Origin of the sequence: Bacillus sp. 275 (assembly GCF_001999205.1) — a bacterium.
Taxonomy (GTDB): Bacteria; Bacillota; Bacilli; order Bacillales; family Bacillaceae; genus Bacillus; species Bacillus velezensis.
This window is the reverse complement of the sequence record NZ_CP019626.1, coordinates 2005001-2020000: the sequence shown is the minus strand read 5'-3', so window position 1 is coordinate 2020000 and position 15000 is coordinate 2005001. Positions and strand designations below refer to the sequence as shown.

The 15000-nt window shown below is 45.7% G+C and carries 15 protein-coding genes, 1 tRNA gene, 1 other RNA gene and 1 other annotated feature (1 of these 18 running past the window's edge); of the genes, 12 read left to right on the top strand and 5 right to left on the bottom strand.

The window, feature by feature from the left end; genetic code table 11:
* The 5 genes from guaB to serS all read left to right on the top strand — a co-directional run.
* Positions 1 to 1381 carry the 3' portion of an IMP dehydrogenase gene (gene guaB / locus BZ167_RS09640; protein ID WP_003150717.1) on the top strand. The gene continues 86 nt to the left of window position 1, outside the view, so 1381 of the gene's 1467 nt are visible here — the last part of the coding sequence; its start codon lies beyond the left edge, outside the window; the stop codon is at positions 1379 to 1381.
* Positions 1382 to 1533: 152 nt separating this feature from the next.
* Positions 1534 to 2865 carry a D-alanyl-D-alanine carboxypeptidase gene (dacA, locus tag BZ167_RS09635; protein ID WP_077392037.1) on the top strand — a complete coding sequence of 444 codons (1332 nt, stop codon included), beginning with the start codon at positions 1534 to 1536 and terminating at the stop codon, positions 2863 to 2865.
* Between the two features lie 197 nt (positions 2866 to 3062).
* Entirely contained in the window at positions 3063 to 3947 is an 885-nt protein-coding gene (gene pdxS, locus BZ167_RS09630; protein ID WP_003150714.1) for a pyridoxal 5'-phosphate synthase lyase subunit PdxS, read from the top strand.
* Positions 3948 to 3968: 21 nt separating this feature from the next.
* The gene (gene pdxT / locus BZ167_RS09625; RefSeq protein WP_061861081.1) at positions 3969 to 4559 is read left to right on the top strand and encodes a pyridoxal 5'-phosphate synthase glutaminase subunit PdxT; all 591 of its coding nucleotides are present in this window, start codon (positions 3969 to 3971) and stop codon (positions 4557 to 4559) included.
* A gap of 52 nt (positions 4560 to 4611) precedes the next feature.
* Positions 4612 to 4824 (top strand) — a binding site (T-box leader).
* 54 nt (positions 4825 to 4878) lie between these two features.
* The gene (gene serS / locus BZ167_RS09620; protein ID WP_031379339.1) at positions 4879 to 6156 is read left to right on the top strand and encodes a serine--tRNA ligase; all 1278 of its coding nucleotides are present in this window, start codon (positions 4879 to 4881) and stop codon (positions 6154 to 6156) included.
* 10 nt (positions 6157 to 6166) lie between these two features.
* Here serS and BZ167_RS09615 read toward each other — a convergent pair whose 3' ends face one another.
* Entirely contained in the window at positions 6167 to 7312 is a 1146-nt protein-coding gene (locus BZ167_RS09615; RefSeq protein WP_077392036.1) for a glycerate kinase, read from the bottom strand.
* 215 nt (positions 7313 to 7527) lie between these two features.
* Between BZ167_RS09615 and BZ167_RS09610 the strand changes: the two genes are divergently transcribed.
* Positions 7528 to 7620: transfer RNA gene (locus BZ167_RS09610), tRNA-Ser, on the top strand.
* A 130-nt stretch (positions 7621 to 7750) separates the two neighbouring features.
* Here the strand turns inward: BZ167_RS09610 and dck are convergent.
* The 4 genes from dck to BZ167_RS09590 all read right to left on the bottom strand — a co-directional run bounded on the left by dck (position 7751) and on the right by BZ167_RS09590 (position 11026).
* Positions 7751 to 8404, bottom strand: coding sequence for a deoxyadenosine/deoxycytidine kinase (dck, locus tag BZ167_RS09605; protein WP_039253065.1), 654 nt, complete (start codon positions 8402 to 8404; stop codon positions 7751 to 7753).
* A complete protein-coding gene (dgk, locus tag BZ167_RS09600) occupies positions 8401 to 9024 on the bottom strand; it encodes a deoxyguanosine kinase (protein ID WP_007408747.1) in 624 nt (207 codons plus the stop codon). Before dgk ends, dck begins: the two co-directional genes overlap by 4 nt.
* 95 nt (positions 9025 to 9119) lie before the next feature.
* Complete coding sequence (locus BZ167_RS09595) at positions 9120 to 10403, bottom strand: glycoside hydrolase family 18 protein (protein ID WP_095284765.1); 1284 nt, start codon at positions 10401 to 10403, stop codon at positions 9120 to 9122.
* Positions 10404 to 10474: 71 nt separating this feature from the next.
* Complete coding sequence (locus BZ167_RS09590) at positions 10475 to 11026, bottom strand: cysteine hydrolase family protein (RefSeq protein ID WP_076983772.1); 552 nt, start codon at positions 11024 to 11026, stop codon at positions 10475 to 10477.
* An 82-nt stretch (positions 11027 to 11108) separates the two neighbouring features.
* Here BZ167_RS09590 and tadA point away from each other — a divergent pair, with 82 nt between their 5' ends.
* The 6 genes from tadA to BZ167_RS09560 all read left to right on the top strand — a co-directional run bounded on the left by tadA (position 11109) and on the right by BZ167_RS09560 (position 14967).
* Positions 11109 to 11591 carry a tRNA adenosine(34) deaminase TadA gene (gene tadA / locus BZ167_RS09585; protein WP_015416644.1) on the top strand — a complete coding sequence of 161 codons (483 nt, stop codon included), beginning with the start codon at positions 11109 to 11111 and terminating at the stop codon, positions 11589 to 11591.
* 84 nt (positions 11592 to 11675) lie between these two features.
* Positions 11676 to 11940: signal recognition particle sRNA large type (ffs, locus tag BZ167_RS09580), an RNA gene on the top strand.
* 133 nt (positions 11941 to 12073) lie between these two features.
* Positions 12074 to 13765, top strand: a complete 1692-nt coding sequence (gene dnaX / locus BZ167_RS09575) for a DNA polymerase III subunit gamma/tau (protein ID WP_062623221.1) — start codon at positions 12074 to 12076, stop codon at positions 13763 to 13765.
* Positions 13766 to 13789: 24 nt separating this feature from the next.
* Positions 13790 to 14113, top strand: coding sequence for a YbaB/EbfC family nucleoid-associated protein (locus BZ167_RS09570; RefSeq protein ID WP_007408754.1), 324 nt, complete (start codon positions 13790 to 13792; stop codon positions 14111 to 14113).
* A gap of 14 nt (positions 14114 to 14127) precedes the next feature.
* Positions 14128 to 14724, top strand: a complete 597-nt coding sequence (recR, locus tag BZ167_RS09565) for a recombination protein RecR (protein ID WP_007615147.1) — start codon at positions 14128 to 14130, stop codon at positions 14722 to 14724.
* Positions 14725 to 14742: 18 nt separating this feature from the next.
* Positions 14743 to 14967, top strand: a complete 225-nt coding sequence (locus BZ167_RS09560; protein WP_007408755.1) for a YaaL family protein — start codon at positions 14743 to 14745, stop codon at positions 14965 to 14967.
* Positions 14968 to 15000: the final 33 nt, after the last annotated feature.

Below are 15000 nucleotides of genomic sequence, written 5' to 3'. Positions count from 1 at the left end.
TGTGGATTTATCTGTTGAACTGACAAAGACGTTAAAGCTTAACATTCCTGTCATCAGTGCGGGAATGGATACAGTAACAGAATCAGCTATGGCGATTGCGATGGCCAGACAGGGCGGCTTGGGCATTATCCATAAAAACATGTCCATCGAACAGCAGGCTGAACATGTTGACAAAGTCAAACGTTCTGAACGGGGCGTTATTACAAATCCCTTCTTTTTAACACCTGATCATCAAGTATTCGATGCGGAGCATTTGATGGGGAAATACAGAATTTCCGGTGTTCCGATCGTAGATAATAAAGACGATCAAAAGCTTGTCGGTATCATTACAAACCGTGACCTTCGCTTTATCTCTGATTATTCAATGAAAATCAGTGATGTCATGACAAAAGAAGAGCTGGTTACGGCTCCTGTGGGAACCACATTAGACGAAGCAGAAAAAATCTTACAGAAACATAAAATTGAAAAACTTCCGTTAGTGGATGACCAAAACAAATTAAAAGGTCTTATCACGATCAAAGATATTGAAAAGGTTATCGAATTCCCGAATTCATCTAAAGATGAACACGGACGCCTTATTGTCGGCGCTGCGGTAGGCGTGACAGGCGATACAATGACACGCGTCAGCAAGCTTGTTGAAGCGAATGTCGACGTTATCGTGGTTGATACGGCTCACGGACATTCCAGAGGCGTACTGAACACAGTCGCGAAAATCCGTGAAACATATCCTGAACTGAACATTATCGCAGGAAATGTTGCAACGGCTGAAGCGACAAAAGCTCTGATTGAAGCCGGAGCAAATATTGTCAAAGTGGGAATCGGACCTGGTTCTATCTGTACGACACGCGTCGTTGCAGGTGTAGGCGTACCGCAGATCACTGCCATTTATGATTGTGCCACTGAAGCGAGAAAACACGGCGCGACAATTATCGCAGACGGCGGTATTAAATTCTCCGGAGATATTACGAAAGCGTTGGCTTCAGGCGGACATGCCGTAATGCTCGGAAGCCTGCTTGCCGGTACTTCAGAAAGCCCGGGAGAGACTGAAATCTATCAAGGCAGAAGATTTAAAGTGTATCGCGGTATGGGTTCTGTCGCTGCCATGGAAAAAGGCAGTAAAGACCGATATTTCCAAGAAGAAAATAAGAAATTCGTCCCTGAAGGTATCGAAGGACGGACTCCGTACAAAGGTCCTGTAGAAGAAACAGTGTATCAGCTTGTCGGCGGTCTTCGTTCAGGGATGGGATATTGCGGTTCAAAAGACTTGCGCGCTTTAAGAGAAGAGGCTCAATTCATCCGTATGACAGGTGCCGGACTTCGCGAAAGTCATCCGCATGATGTCCAAATTACGAAAGAATCACCAAACTATACAATCTCATAATTGTTACAAATAAAAAACATTTGACAGGGTCGCTGACTCTGTCTATTTTTTTTATATCGAGTGTGATAAAATTTATACTGTTGTGTTTTGAATTTGAATATGTCCTTAACGGCTTAATTATAGATTTAAAATGAATGACGGAGGTCGTAAGATTGAACATCACGAAATGGAAACAGCTGTTGGTGTCATTAGTGGTACTGGCACTGGCCGCAACTTGCTTTGTTCCAATGTCTAAAGCGGAGGCAGCCGGCAATGACCCGATTGATGTCAACGCATCAGCTGCGATAATGATTGAGGCTTCATCGGGAAAAATTTTATACAGTAAAAATGCAGACAAAAGACTGCCGATTGCCAGCATGACAAAAATGATGACTGAATATCTGCTTCTGGAAGCCATTAAAGAAGGAAAAGTGAAATGGGATCAAACGTATACTCCTGATGATTATGTCTATGAAATTTCTCAAGACAACAGTTTATCAAACGTCCCCCTTCGAAAAGACGGCAAATACACGGTTAAAGAACTGTATCAGGCTATGGCGATTTACTCTGCCAATGGAGCCGCGATTGCAGTTGCCGAAATTCTTGCCGGAACTGAAACGAAATTTGTCGCTGAAATGAATGCGAAAGCCAAAGAATTAGGCATGACAAACTATGACTTTAAAAATGCCACAGGGCTTGTGAATGAAGACCTTCACGGCAAGCAGCCGCAAGGAGAAGGCGTTAAAGAAGAAAGTGAAGTTTCTGCTAAAGACATGGCGCTTCTTGCAGACCGCCTGATCACTGATTATCCGGAAGTTCTCAAAACAACAAGCATCGCTAAGACGAAATTCAGAGCCGGCACTGATGATGAAATGGACATGCCGAACTGGAACTTCATGTTAAAAGGTCTTGTTTCTGAATACCCTGGCGTTGACGGCTTAAAAACGGGTTCTACTGATTCTGCGGGATCTTGTTTTACAAGCACAGCACAGCGGAACGGAATGCGGGTCATCACCGTTGTATTAAACGCAAAAGGCAACCTGCATACCGGACGTTTTGATGAAACGAAAAAAATGCTCGATTACGCATTTAACGGCAATTTCTCAATGAAAGATCTTTACCCTGAAGGCTCTCAAGTAAAAGGGCACAAAACGATTGACGTTGAAAAAGGGAAAGACAAGCAAGTCGATATTGTTACTGACAAGGCGCTTTCTATTCCTGTGAAAAGCGGGGATGAAAAGAACTATAAAGCCGAAGTGACTTTAGATAAAAAAGAAATCACGGCTCCTGTGAAAAAGGGAACGAAAGTCGGAACGCTGACAGTTACATACAAAGGCAGTGACAAAGACTATGGCTTCCTCAAATCCAAAGAGTTCAGCGTGAATCTTGTTACGAAAAATGATGTAAATAAAGCAAACTGGTTTGTTCAGATGATGCGCGGCATCGGCGGATTCTTCTCCGGTATCTGGAACAGCGCCGTTGACACGGTAACAGGCTGGTTTTAAGAAATAAGAAAGAGCTCTGATGAAAGTTAGGGCTCTTTTGCTTAATATACTGAAAAAACCAAATTATTAGTAAAAAAATGATATCTATCTTATTCATCTCGCTGTAAAATAAGAATACCCATATGAAATATTGTATTTCTGGGATACAATAAGAGATAGAAATTATCTAACTATACATTGACTAGGGGGACCAAATAATGGCTCAAACAGGTACTGATCGTGTAAAACGCGGCATGGCGGAAATGCAAAAAGGCGGCGTCATCATGGACGTTGTAAATGCTGAACAAGCGAAGATTGCGGAAGAGGCGGGAGCTGTTGCCGTAATGGCGTTAGAACGCGTTCCGGCTGATATTCGCGCTGCCGGCGGTGTTGCCCGCATGGCTGATCCGACAATCGTTGAAGAAGTAATGAATGCTGTATCCATTCCCGTAATGGCAAAAGCGCGTATCGGACATATCGTTGAAGCGCGTGTCCTTGAAGCAATGGGAGTAGATTACATCGATGAAAGTGAAGTTCTGACTCCGGCTGACGAAGAATTTCATTTAAATAAAAACGAATATACAGTCCCGTTCGTATGCGGCTGCCGTGATCTCGGTGAAGCAACGCGCCGTATCGCCGAAGGAGCTTCCATGCTTCGTACAAAAGGCGAACCGGGAACAGGAAACATTGTGGAAGCTGTCCGCCATATGAGAAAAGTAAACGCGCAAGTGCGCAAAGTTGTTGCGATGAGCGATGATGAGCTGATGACTGAAGCTAAAAACCTCGGCGCTCCTTATGAACTGCTTCTTCAAATCAAGCGTGACGGCAAACTGCCTGTAGTGAACTTTGCTGCCGGCGGAGTAGCGACGCCTGCTGACGCGGCATTGATGATGCAGCTTGGCGCTGACGGCGTATTTGTCGGTTCAGGTATTTTCAAATCAGACAACCCTGCTAAATTCGCCAAAGCAATTGTTGAAGCAACGACTCATTACACAGACTACAAACTGATCGCTGAGCTTTCTAAAGAATTAGGCACAGCAATGAAAGGAATCGAAATCTCAAATCTATTGCCGGAACAGCGTATGCAAGAACGCGGCTGGTAAAACCATAGGAGAGCTGGAAGCATGTTAACAATTGGTGTACTTGGACTTCAAGGAGCAGTAAGAGAACATATTCGTTCAATTGAAGCATGTGGTTCAAAAGGTGTCGTCATTAAGCGTCCTGAACAGCTGAATGACATCGACGGTTTAATCCTGCCGGGCGGGGAAAGCACGACGATGCGGCGTTTAATGGATACGTATCATTTTATGGAGCCGCTTCGCGAGTTTGCCGCCCAAGGCAAGCCGATGTTCGGCACATGCGCCGGTCTGATTATTTTAGCCAAAGAGATAGCGGGAACGGATAACGCTCATTTAGGGCTGTTAAACGTTGTCGTCGAGCGTAACTCCTTTGGCCGTCAGGTCGACAGCTTTGAAGCTGATCTGATGATTAAAGGCCTTGATGAGCCTTTTACGGGTGTATTTATTCGCGCGCCGCATATTTTAGAAGCCGGAGAAGATGTTGAAGTGCTTTGTGAGCATAACGGACGCATCGTGGCTGCAAAGCAGGGGAATTTCCTCGGCTGCTCGTTCCATCCTGAACTGACAGATGATCACCGGGTGACAGAGCTGTTTGTGAAGATGGCGGAAAAGCATAAGCAGGAAACAGCTGTATAAAACAGTTGAAAACCGCTGATACTTATAGTACATTATAAACACAAATAAAGATCGAAAAGCGTTGACAGGAAGCAGTAGGAAGCCTCTCTTTCAAAGAGAGCCGATGGGTGGTGCGAATCGGTGAAAGATGCTGTCCGAATCCGTCCTTGAGCGAAATGCTGAAAACAAGTAGGCATTTACGGGAAAACCGTTATGTGTTAAAGCGGGAAGCAAGTGTGAGCTTGTTTTCAATCAGGGTGGCAACGCGAGAGCTCTCGTCCCTTTTAGGGGATGAGGGCTCTTTTTTATTTTCGATAAAAACAGATAGGAGTTGTTAGGCATGATTGATACGAAGGTGCTGAGAGCCAATTTTCAAGAGGTAAAAGCGAAGCTCATTCCAAAAGGCGAAGACTTATCTGACTTTGACAAGTTTGAAGAGCTGGACGAAAAGAGAAGAGAGCTTATCGGTAAAGTAGAAGAACTGAAGGGAAAACGCAATGAAGTATCTCAGCAGGTCGCCGTATTGAAACGGGAGAAAAAAGACGCTGATCATATTATTAAAGAGATGCGCGAAGTGGGCGAAGAAATTAAGAAGCTTGATGAAGAGCTTCGTACTGTCGAAACGACGCTCGAAACCATCCTTCTGTCTATTCCGAACATCCCGCACGATTCAGTGCCCGTCGGGGAAACGGAAGATGATAACATTGAAATCCGCAAGTGGGGAGAGGCGCCGGCATTTTCATATGAGCCGAAACCGCATTGGGATATCGCAGACCATTTAAACATTCTTGATTTCGAACGCGCTTCAAAAGTAACAGGCAGCCGGTTTGTGTTTTATAAAGGATTAGGCGCCCGCCTCGAACGCGCGCTCTACAACTTTATGCTGGATCTTCACGTTGATGAATATGATTACACGGAAGTTATTCCTCCTTATATGGTAAACCGTACGAGCATGACAGGTACGGGACAGCTTCCTAAATTTGAAGAGGATGCTTTTAAAATCAGAGAAGAGGATTATTTCTTAATTCCGACGGCGGAAGTGCCGATTACAAATATGCACCGCGATGAAATCTTATCTGGTGAGAACCTGCCGATCAATTATGCCGCATTCAGCGCTTGCTTCCGTTCAGAAGCGGGATCTGCCGGTCGTGATACACGCGGTTTGATCCGCCAGCATCAGTTCAACAAGGTTGAGCTTGTGAAATTCGTGAAGCCGGAAAATTCTTATGAGGAGCTTGAAAAACTGACGAATCAAGCTGAGCGGGTGCTTCAGCTGCTTGAACTGCCGTATCGTGTCATGAGCATGTGTACCGGTGATCTCGGCTTTACAGCCGCGAAAAAGTACGATATTGAGGTATGGATTCCAAGCCAAGACACATACCGTGAAATTTCTTCTTGCAGTAACTTTGAGGCCTTCCAGGCGAGACGCGCAAACATTCGATTCAGACGCGAAGCGAAAGGCAAGCCGGAGCATGTGCATACATTAAACGGTTCAGGGCTTGCAGTCGGCAGAACAGTAGCTGCCATCTTAGAAAACTACCAGCAGGAAGACGGAAGTGTCATCATTCCGAAAGTGCTTCGTCCTTATATGGGAAATAAAGAAGTCATCAAACCGTAAAAGGTGCGCCCTAGAGGCGCGCCTTTTTTGCTGCCCGGTATAGAGCGGCGGCATTCCGGGCTGTGCTTTCAAGGTTAAAACGGCCGGATGCTAAGGCGTCTTCAAGACTTACAGCGCCGGGCACGATAGAAAATACAGCTGTTATTCCTGCGCTGTAAACATGCTCGAAATTCTTGCCTAAGGAGCCCGCCAATGCGATAACGGGAATTTCTTGAGCGGCTGCGCGTTCGGCGATCCCGGCGGGGGTTTTGCCGAATATCGTTTGTCCGTCAATCTGGCCCTCTCCGGTAATGACAAGGTCAGCGCCTCTTATCTGATCTGAGAAGGACAGTGTATCTAATACAACGTCAATCCCGCTTTGAAGTTCTGCCTGTAAGAAAGCGATCAGTCCAGCGCCTAAACCTCCCGCGGCGCCCGCGCCTTTTACGGTATCCGCTTCGATATCGTGCTGACGTCTCAATACGTCAGCGAAATGGCGTAAGTTGCGATCCAATACAACTTTAGTCTTCTCGGACGCCCCTTTTTGCGGGCCGAAGACATATGACGCGCCGTTTTTACCGGTCAGAGGATTTTCGACATCACATGCGGCACGGATACGGATATGTTTCAGATCAGGAGAGAGACCGCTTATATCAATAGAAGCTAGGGTGTGCAGAGCGCCTCCGCCGTCAGGTATCTCCTGACCTTCCTCATTTAAGAAACGCACACCGAGCGCGCTCGCCATTCCTGTTCCGCCGTCATTGGTTGCGCTCCCGCCAAGCCCGATGATGATCTCACCCGCCCCGCGGGAAGCTGCATCTGCTATCAGTTCACCAGTTCCTCTTGTCGTTGTGTTCAACGGATCTCTGAGATGGCGGGGAACGAGATGAAGTCCCGATGCTTCCGCCATTTCAATGACTGCCGTGCGTCCGTCTCCCAGAAGTCCATATGCGGCGTTTACCGGCGTTCCCAGCGGACCGGTCACAGTTTTTTGGATGATGCTTCCGCCAGTGGCATCCGTCAAAGCCTGAACGGTTCCTTCTCCGCCGTCGGCCGCAGGTATCTTGATATATTCCGCGTCAGGGAAGATCGCTTTGAATCCTTTTTCTATGCTGTCAGCGGCTTCTTTTGATGTCATGCTTTCTTTGAAAGAATCCGGTGCAATGATGATTTTCATTATGTTCTCCACCTTTATGAGCAGGTATCTGTTTGAATCTATTCTTGATTTTTACTGTGTTTTCCTGCCCGTATGGCATACTGAGGTTGAATTGGACGCAAGACTTTTGTATGATAGTAAAGCTGACGGACAAGCCGTTTAAGAAATAAAATAAAAAAATGAAAAAGCGCTTGACTGAAATTTAGGTCATGTGGTATATTATTAAATGTCGATACGGAGGAATACCCAAGTCTGGCTGAAGGGATCGGTCTTGAAAACCGACAGGGGTGTCAAAGCCCGCGGGGGTTCGAATCCCTCTTCCTCCGCCATATTGATTTTAAACCTAATGAAACTCGAGCATATATTGGAGATTGTTTTGTCCGCTGCATGTGATGCAGCGGATTTTTTATATGCAAAAAAAGCGATTTTCTCTGTTCGGGGAAAATCGCTTTGTTATTTTTATTTATTTCTGTTTTCGTTGATCACGTGACTGATTTTTTCGATCAAAGATTCCAGTGACTGTTCATCAGCTTCAAGGTCATAATCTTCAATGCGTACTTTCAGCACAGGGCAGGCGTTAAAACCGCTGATCCAGTCTTCGTACCGTGTATACATCTCTTCCCAATAGGATCGGTTTGTCTGCAGCTCCATCTCGCGGCCCCGCTTTTCAATCCGGTTTATAATGTTTTCAAGGTCGCCTTCTAAATAGATCAAAACATCAGGATGCGGGAAGTACGGCGTCATGACCATCGCCTCAAATAGACTTGTGTATGTTGTGTAATCTGTCAGCGACATGGTTCCTTTATCGGCATGCATTTTTGCGAATATGCCTGTATCTTCATAAATCGAACGGTCCTGCACGAATCCGCCGCCTGATTCAAACATGTTTTTCTGCTCTTTGAACCGCTCAGCCAGAAAATAAATTTGCAAATGGAAGCTCCAGCGTTCAAAATCGTGATAAAACTTCTCTAAATAAGGGTTTTCATCCACTTCTTCGAGTGAGGTATGAAACCCGAGCCGTTTTGCTAAAGCTTTGGTCAAAGTCGATTTTCCGACTCCTACCGTTCCCGCTACTGTGATAATGGCGTTGTTTGGAATATGAATGTCTTTCATTTAATAAGCTCCTTTACCTGACGGGCAATTCTTTCATAGTCTGTCTTATTCAAAACAAAGTCTTCAGTATCACCGTCAATGGTCAGTACAGATATATCCGGATCTTCTTCCTGAAGCTGTCTGATGGCTGTGTCGTAATCTGCAATGAGACGTTCCAGATATTGATGCTCGATATTTTTCTCAAACGGGCGCCCGCGTTTTTCAATGCGTTGAAGCAATGTCGGCAGGCTTGCCTTTATGTATACAATGATATTCGGTTTCGGCAGGTCGTGAGTGAGCAGATGATAAATCTGCTTATATTTCTCAAGCTTTTGGCCGTGCAATGTACGCTCTGCGAAAATAACATTTTTATAAATATGATAATCGGACAAAACGGGCTGTCCTTGTTTTAAATAATCCCGATCGGTGTCTTCAAGCTGTTTATACCTGTGACATAGAAAAAACATTTCAAGCTGGAAACTCCACTCCTCGATATTGTCATAAAACTTATCGAGATAAGGGTTGTCTTCCACAATCTCATTAATCATAGGAAAACCGAGCTCTTCAGAAAGCATCGTAGCGAGTGTCGTTTTTCCTGCCCCGATAGGACCTTCTACCGCGATAAAAGGGGCTCTGTTCATTGAAAATCCTCCTTAATTCTGCAAACATCCGTCAGCTGCCGGCCTTTATATTGTATCACACTCTCAGAAAAGCCCATGAAAAAAGACGCTTCCAATTAACGAAACGTCTCTTTCACAATATGAAATTGATCGCTGAGCAAAAGCCAATTTTGCGGGAAAGAAAGGCCGAGTTTCCAATAGCTGATCCCTCTTAAATGCAGTTCTTTAATTAAATTGAATTTCGCTTGAATGGATCGTGCGTCTTCAAACCATACTTCATGCCGTCTCTGATTTTCATCCGTGTAACGAAAGAATGGAGCCTGGGCGGTTTCGTCATATTGAATGTCGACTTTATAGCGTGCTGCCAGAGCGATTGCCTGCTGAGGACTGACGGCTTTGGCTGTCGTTCCCTGTTTAAAAGGCAGTGTCCAATCGTAGCCGTACATGTTCTGGCCCATAACGATTTTTGAAGAAGGCATTTCCGTCAGCGCGTACTCAATGACATTTCTTACAGGGCCGATAGGTGATACGGCCTGAGCCGGGCCTCCGCTGTACCCCCACTCATATGTCATGATTACGACAAAATCGACGATTTCTCCATGTGCCCTATAGTCATGTGCTTCGTACCATTTGCCGGCCTGAGTCGCGCTCGTTTTCGGAGCAAGCGCCGTTGAAATCTTCCAGCCTTCCCGATGAAAAATCGTTCTCGCTTCACGTAAAAAACGATTGTAGGCTTCTCTGTCCTGTGGACGTAAATATTCGAAATCAAAGTGAATATCGCGAAAGCCGTACTTTTTAGCCGTGGAGACGATTTCCTGAAAGAGTTTTGTTTTCACTGTATTGTCATTCAAGATGAGCCGCCCGAGTTCATCGCTGAATGCGTCATTTTCAAGGTTGGTGATGATCATCATCAGGGTGGTGTTGTGCCTGTCACTGATGCTTTTTAAATTGGTCAGAGGCGGTTCCTTTAAAGTCCCGTTCCGCTGCACTTGAAAACTGAATGCGCCAAGGTATGTTAAATAAGGAGAGGCCTCCCTTGCCGCCTGCTGCAGATTAGCGCTTACGCTCGTTCCCCGCGGTTCTATATATGCGTTTGATTCGATATCGGGCTTATTCGCCTGCTGCGGAATGTAAAGGCGGGTTCCGGCTCTCAAAGTGGTGCCGGGCTGAATTCCGTTAACCCTCGCAAGCTCCGCGGCCGATATATGAAAACGGCCGGCGATTGCCGCAAGAGTATCACCTTGTTTCACTTCGTAATATTGACCCTCAATCGGGATGACAAGGGTTTGTCCGACAACCAATGTATTTGGATTAGGCAGTTTATTTGCTTCCGCAATGACATTTGCGGCAGTCCGGTAGCGCGCCGCAATAGCGGAAAGCGTGTCGCCCCGTTTCACTATATAGATCTGAATGAAAAACGCCTCCTTTCATATCCGCTATCAAATATATGAAAAAAGGAGGCTGATCATGTTTATTTTTCGGCGGTAATTTGTTTTTCCGTGGTTATTTCTGCGAAGAGAACATTCTCCATCATGGTCAAAGCGAAATCATTGTCTTCGTCGTTATTGGAAGCGGTGCAGTCTTTCGGAATGGCAATGCTGTATTCTCTCATATAGGCGTCGTTGGCCGTGAACAGCACACAAATGTTCCCGGCAATCCCCGTGATGATTAATCGGTTCACTTGTAATTCGGTCAGAAGGGTGTGAAGCGCCGTTTCGTAAAAAGCGGAATGCTTCGGTTTAATGAGAAAATAATCATCCGGCTGAGGCGAAATATCTTTTATAATGGGGGCGCTTCTGTTGTTGCTGCATTCCTCCCTGATGGCATCAATATCAGCCTTCCAGAGCCCGTAATGATCATTAATATAAATAATCGGCCAGTTGCTTTGTTTTGCATGCTTCTTTAATGATAAAATACGGGGGACAATTTGTTTGGTTTTTTCAGCAAGACGTTCGCCCATATCAAATTGAAAATTGTTGATCATATCGACAATCAGAAGGGCTGTGTTGTTAGGTTCAGACAATACCGGCAACTCCTTTCTGCTGGGGTATTCCTATTTTAACCTTTATGAGACATGAAAAAACTTAAGAAGAGAGCTCGAACCTATGAATGATGAATATTATATGAGAGAAGCCATAAAAGAAGCGAAGAAAGCCGAAGCGAAAGGTGAAGTGCCGATCGGAGCAGTTCTTGTTCTGCACGATGAGATCGTGGCGCGGGCGCATAACCTGCGGGAGACTGAACAGAGGTCGCTTGCCCACGCCGAAATGCTGGCGATAGACGAAGCGTGCTGTAAGCTGGGGACATGGAGACTTGAGGATGCCGTTCTTTATGTCACTTTGGAGCCGTGTCCGATGTGCGCGGGAGCCGTCGTGCTTTCGAGAGTCGATAAGGTCGTATTCGGCGCATTTGATCCCAAGGGGGGCTGTACAGGAACGCTGATGAACCTCTTGCAGGAAGAGCGGTTCAACCACCAAGCGGAAGTGGTGAGCGGCGTGCTCGGAGAAGAGTGCGGAGAAATGCTCAGCGCTTTTTTCAGAAAGCTGCGCCGGCAAAAGAAAGACATGAGGAAAAAGTTGTCTGAGTAGTACGGTTGCATTTTCTGCCTGAAGCAGATATACTTATGTGTGCATCATAAATGGTGCGCATATAAAAATTTGATATTTATTTTGCCGTGCTAAGCGGGGAGGTAGCGGTGCCCTGTACCCGCAATCCGCTCTAGCGGGGCCGAATCCCTTCTCGAGGTTCGTTTACTGTAAGGTCTGCCTTAAGTAAGTGGCGTTGACGTCTGGGTCCTGCGCAATGGGAATTCATGAACCATGTCAGGTCCGGAAGGAAGCAGCATTAAGTGAAACCTCTCATGTGCCGCAGGGTTGCCTGGGCTGAGCTAACTGCTTAAGTAACGCTTAGGGTAGCGAATCGACAGAAGGTGCACGGTAAATCAATCATCAAATTTCAGACTCACCTGTTTATGGCAGGTGAGTTTTTTCGTATATGAAAAACGGGTTTTGGCGTTAAAAGCACGTTCATGTATAATAAACATGATGAATAACAGAGGAGGGCGCATCCTGTGGGTTACCAAGCTTTATATCGAGTATTTAGGCCTCAGCAGTTTGAAGATGTGGTCGGACAGGAACACATTACGAAAACGCTGCAAAATGCCCTTTTGCAAAAGAAATTTTCTCATGCATATCTGTTTTCTGGACCGCGGGGAACGGGAAAAACCAGTGCAGCTAAAATATTTGCGAAAGCAGTCAACTGTGAGCACGCCCCCGTAGAAGAACCGTGCAATGAATGTGCGGCGTGCAAGGGGATCACAAACGGCTCTATATCAGATGTGATTGAAATAGATGCGGCGTCGAATAACGGCGTAGACGAAATCCGCGACATCCGTGACAAAGTAAAATTCGCCCCGTCGGCCGTCACCTACAAAGTATATATTATAGATGAGGTGCATATGCTCTCTATCGGCGCATTCAATGCGCTTCTGAAAACGCTGGAAGAACCGCCGGCACATTGCATTTTCATATTAGCTACGACTGAGCCTCATAAGATTCCTTTAACCATTATCTCCAGATGTCAGCGTTTTGACTTCAAACGGATTACATCCAAAGCAATTGTCGGACGAATGAAGACAATCGTCGATGCAGAGCAGCTGAAGGTGGAAGAAGGAGCCCTTGATATCATAGCGAGTGCTGCGGACGGAGGAATGAGGGACGCGCTGAGCCTGCTCGATCAAGCCGTATCATTCAGCGGCGAGAAGCTGTCGGTGGATGACGCATTGCTCATTACCGGAGCCGTTTCTCAGCACTATATTGGAAAACTGGCATCTGCTCTTCACCGCAAACAGGTTTCCGAGGCATTGGAAACACTGAATGAATTGCTCCAGCAGGGGAAAGATGCGGCCAAACTGATTGAAGATATGATTTTCTATTTCAGGGATATGCTCTTGTACCAGGCCGCTCCCGGTTTAGAAGGAGTCCTGGAGAAGGTGAAGGTCGATGAAACGTTTCGGAATCTGAGCGGTGACATACCGGCCCCCGCTTTATATGAGATGATTGATATCCTGAATAAAAGCCATCAGGAAATGAAGTGGACGAACCACCCAAGAATCTTTTTTGAAGTGGCTGTCGTGAAAATATGCCAGACGGCACAGCAATCCGCCGGAGACATCCCTGAGGTCGGCATGCTGATGAATAAGATTCAGCAGCTTGAGCAGGAAGTAGAAAGGCTGAAAACCTCCGGTGTGAAGGTTCAGATGGAAAGCGCTCCGAAAGAAGCTCCGCGTCCTCAAAAAGGCGGAAAAAGCCATTACAAAGCTCCGGTCGGAAGAATTCATGAGATATTGAAGGAAGCCACAAGACCTGAACTTGAACAGCTTAAAAGCAGCTGGGGCAAGCTGCTGGCACACCTGAAACAGCAGAATAAGGTGTCTCATGCGGCTCTGTTGAATGACAGTGAACCGGTGGCTGCTGCTCAAAAGGCATTTGTGCTTAAATTTAAATACGAAATCCATTGTAAAATGGTTGCAGAAGACAATAACGGAGTCCGTACGAATCTTGAACAGATTCTCGAATCAATGCTCGGGAAAAGAATGGATTTGATTGGCGTTCCGGAAGCACAATGGGGTAAAATAAGAGAAGAATTTTTAAATGATCACCAGCAGGAAAGTGAAGGATCAAACGAACCGGCTGAAGAAGATCCGCTGATTGCAGAGGCGAAAAAACTTGTCGGAGCGGATTTAATCGAAATAAAAGACTAATAAGATGAAAGAGAGTGATTGAATATGCGTGGCGGAATGGGAAACATGCAAAAAATGATGAAACAAATGCAAAAAATGCAAAAGGATATGGCGAAGGCTCAGGAGGAGCTTGCTGAAAAAGTGCTTGAAGGCACAGCAGGCGGCGGTATGGTGACTGTAAAAGTCAACGGCCAAAAAGAAGTTGTAGACATTGCCATTAAAGAAGAAGTCGTTGATCCGGAAGATATCGAAATGCTTCAGGACCTGGTTCTTGCTGCGACAAACGACGCCCTCAAAAAAGTGGATGACATGACGAATGAGACAATGGGACAATTTACAAAAGGAATGAACATACCGGGTTTATTCTAGGGGGATAAATAAACATGCAGTATCCTGAACCAATATCAAAGCTGATTGACAGCTTTATGAAATTGCCAGGGATCGGACCGAAAACAGCGGTTCGTCTGGCTTTTTTTGTTCTAGGTATGAAAGAAGACGTGGTATTAGATTTCGCGAAAGCATTAGTAAATGCGAAGCGCAACCTGACATATTGTTCGATTTGCGGACATATTACAGATCAGGACCCTTGTTATATATGTGAGGACACAAGAAGGGATAAGTCTGTTATTTGTGTCGTGCAGGACCCTAAGGATGTGATCGCAATGGAGAAAATGAAGGAATATAACGGCCAGTATCATGTTCTTCACGGCGCGATTTCACCAATGGACGGCATCGGCCCGGAGGATATTAAGATTCCGGAGCTGCTGAAACGTCTTCAGGATGATCAAGTGACAGAAGTTATTCTCGCAACCAACCCTAATATTGAAGGGGAAGCAACAGCGATGTATATATCAAGGCTGTTAAAGCCCTCAGGCATCAAGCTCTCCCGTATTGCCCACGGTCTGCCCGTCGGCGGTGATTTGGAATATGCTGATGAGGTCACTCTTTCAAAAGCTCTTGAAGGAAGACGTGAATTGTAAGGGAGGAAAAGGCAAGGCATGGGTTTTCTTCGCAGAAATACATTAAGAAAAGAGTTTGATGAGAAGCTGATAGAACAGCTCTTTAAACAAAAAGAAGAATGGAACAGACAGAAGAGTCTGGTCGAGAAAAGTCTCGAGCCCTCCGCTGAGGTATTGTTTGAGCTGAAAGTCGCTGAATCTAAGTACTTTTTTTATTTGAAAGAAGCAAAGCAGCGGAATTTGAAAATGAGCAGATGGAAGTAAGAGGTCTATTCTCCGGGATCTTCTCATAAGCTT

What these genes read in the sequence shown, in the direction of transcription:
- BZ167_RS09560 (WP_007408755.1), top strand. Translation starts at nt 14,743, where the DNA reads ATGGGTTTTCTTCGCAGAAATACATTAAGAAAAGAGTTTGATGAGAAG.
- BZ167_RS09615 (WP_077392036.1), bottom strand. Translation starts at nt 7,312, where the DNA reads ATGAAAATCATCATTGCACCGGATTCTTTCAAAGAAAGCATGACATCA.
- BZ167_RS09570 (WP_007408754.1), top strand. Translation starts at nt 13,790, where the DNA reads ATGCGTGGCGGAATGGGAAACATGCAAAAAATGATGAAACAAATGCAA.
- tadA (WP_015416644.1), top strand. Translation starts at nt 11,109, where the DNA reads ATGAATGATGAATATTATATGAGAGAAGCCATAAAAGAAGCGAAGAAA.
- pdxS (WP_003150714.1), top strand. Translation starts at nt 3,063, where the DNA reads ATGGCTCAAACAGGTACTGATCGTGTAAAACGCGGCATGGCGGAAATG.
- dck (WP_039253065.1), bottom strand. Translation starts at nt 8,404, where the DNA reads ATGAAAGACATTCATATTCCAAACAACGCCATTATCACAGTAGCGGGA.
- dgk (WP_007408747.1), bottom strand. Translation starts at nt 9,024, where the DNA reads ATGAACAGAGCCCCTTTTATCGCGGTAGAAGGTCCTATCGGGGCAGGA.
- pdxT (WP_061861081.1), top strand. Translation starts at nt 3,969, where the DNA reads ATGTTAACAATTGGTGTACTTGGACTTCAAGGAGCAGTAAGAGAACAT.
- recR (WP_007615147.1), top strand. Translation starts at nt 14,128, where the DNA reads ATGCAGTATCCTGAACCAATATCAAAGCTGATTGACAGCTTTATGAAA.
- serS (WP_031379339.1), top strand. Translation starts at nt 4,879, where the DNA reads ATGATTGATACGAAGGTGCTGAGAGCCAATTTTCAAGAGGTAAAAGCG.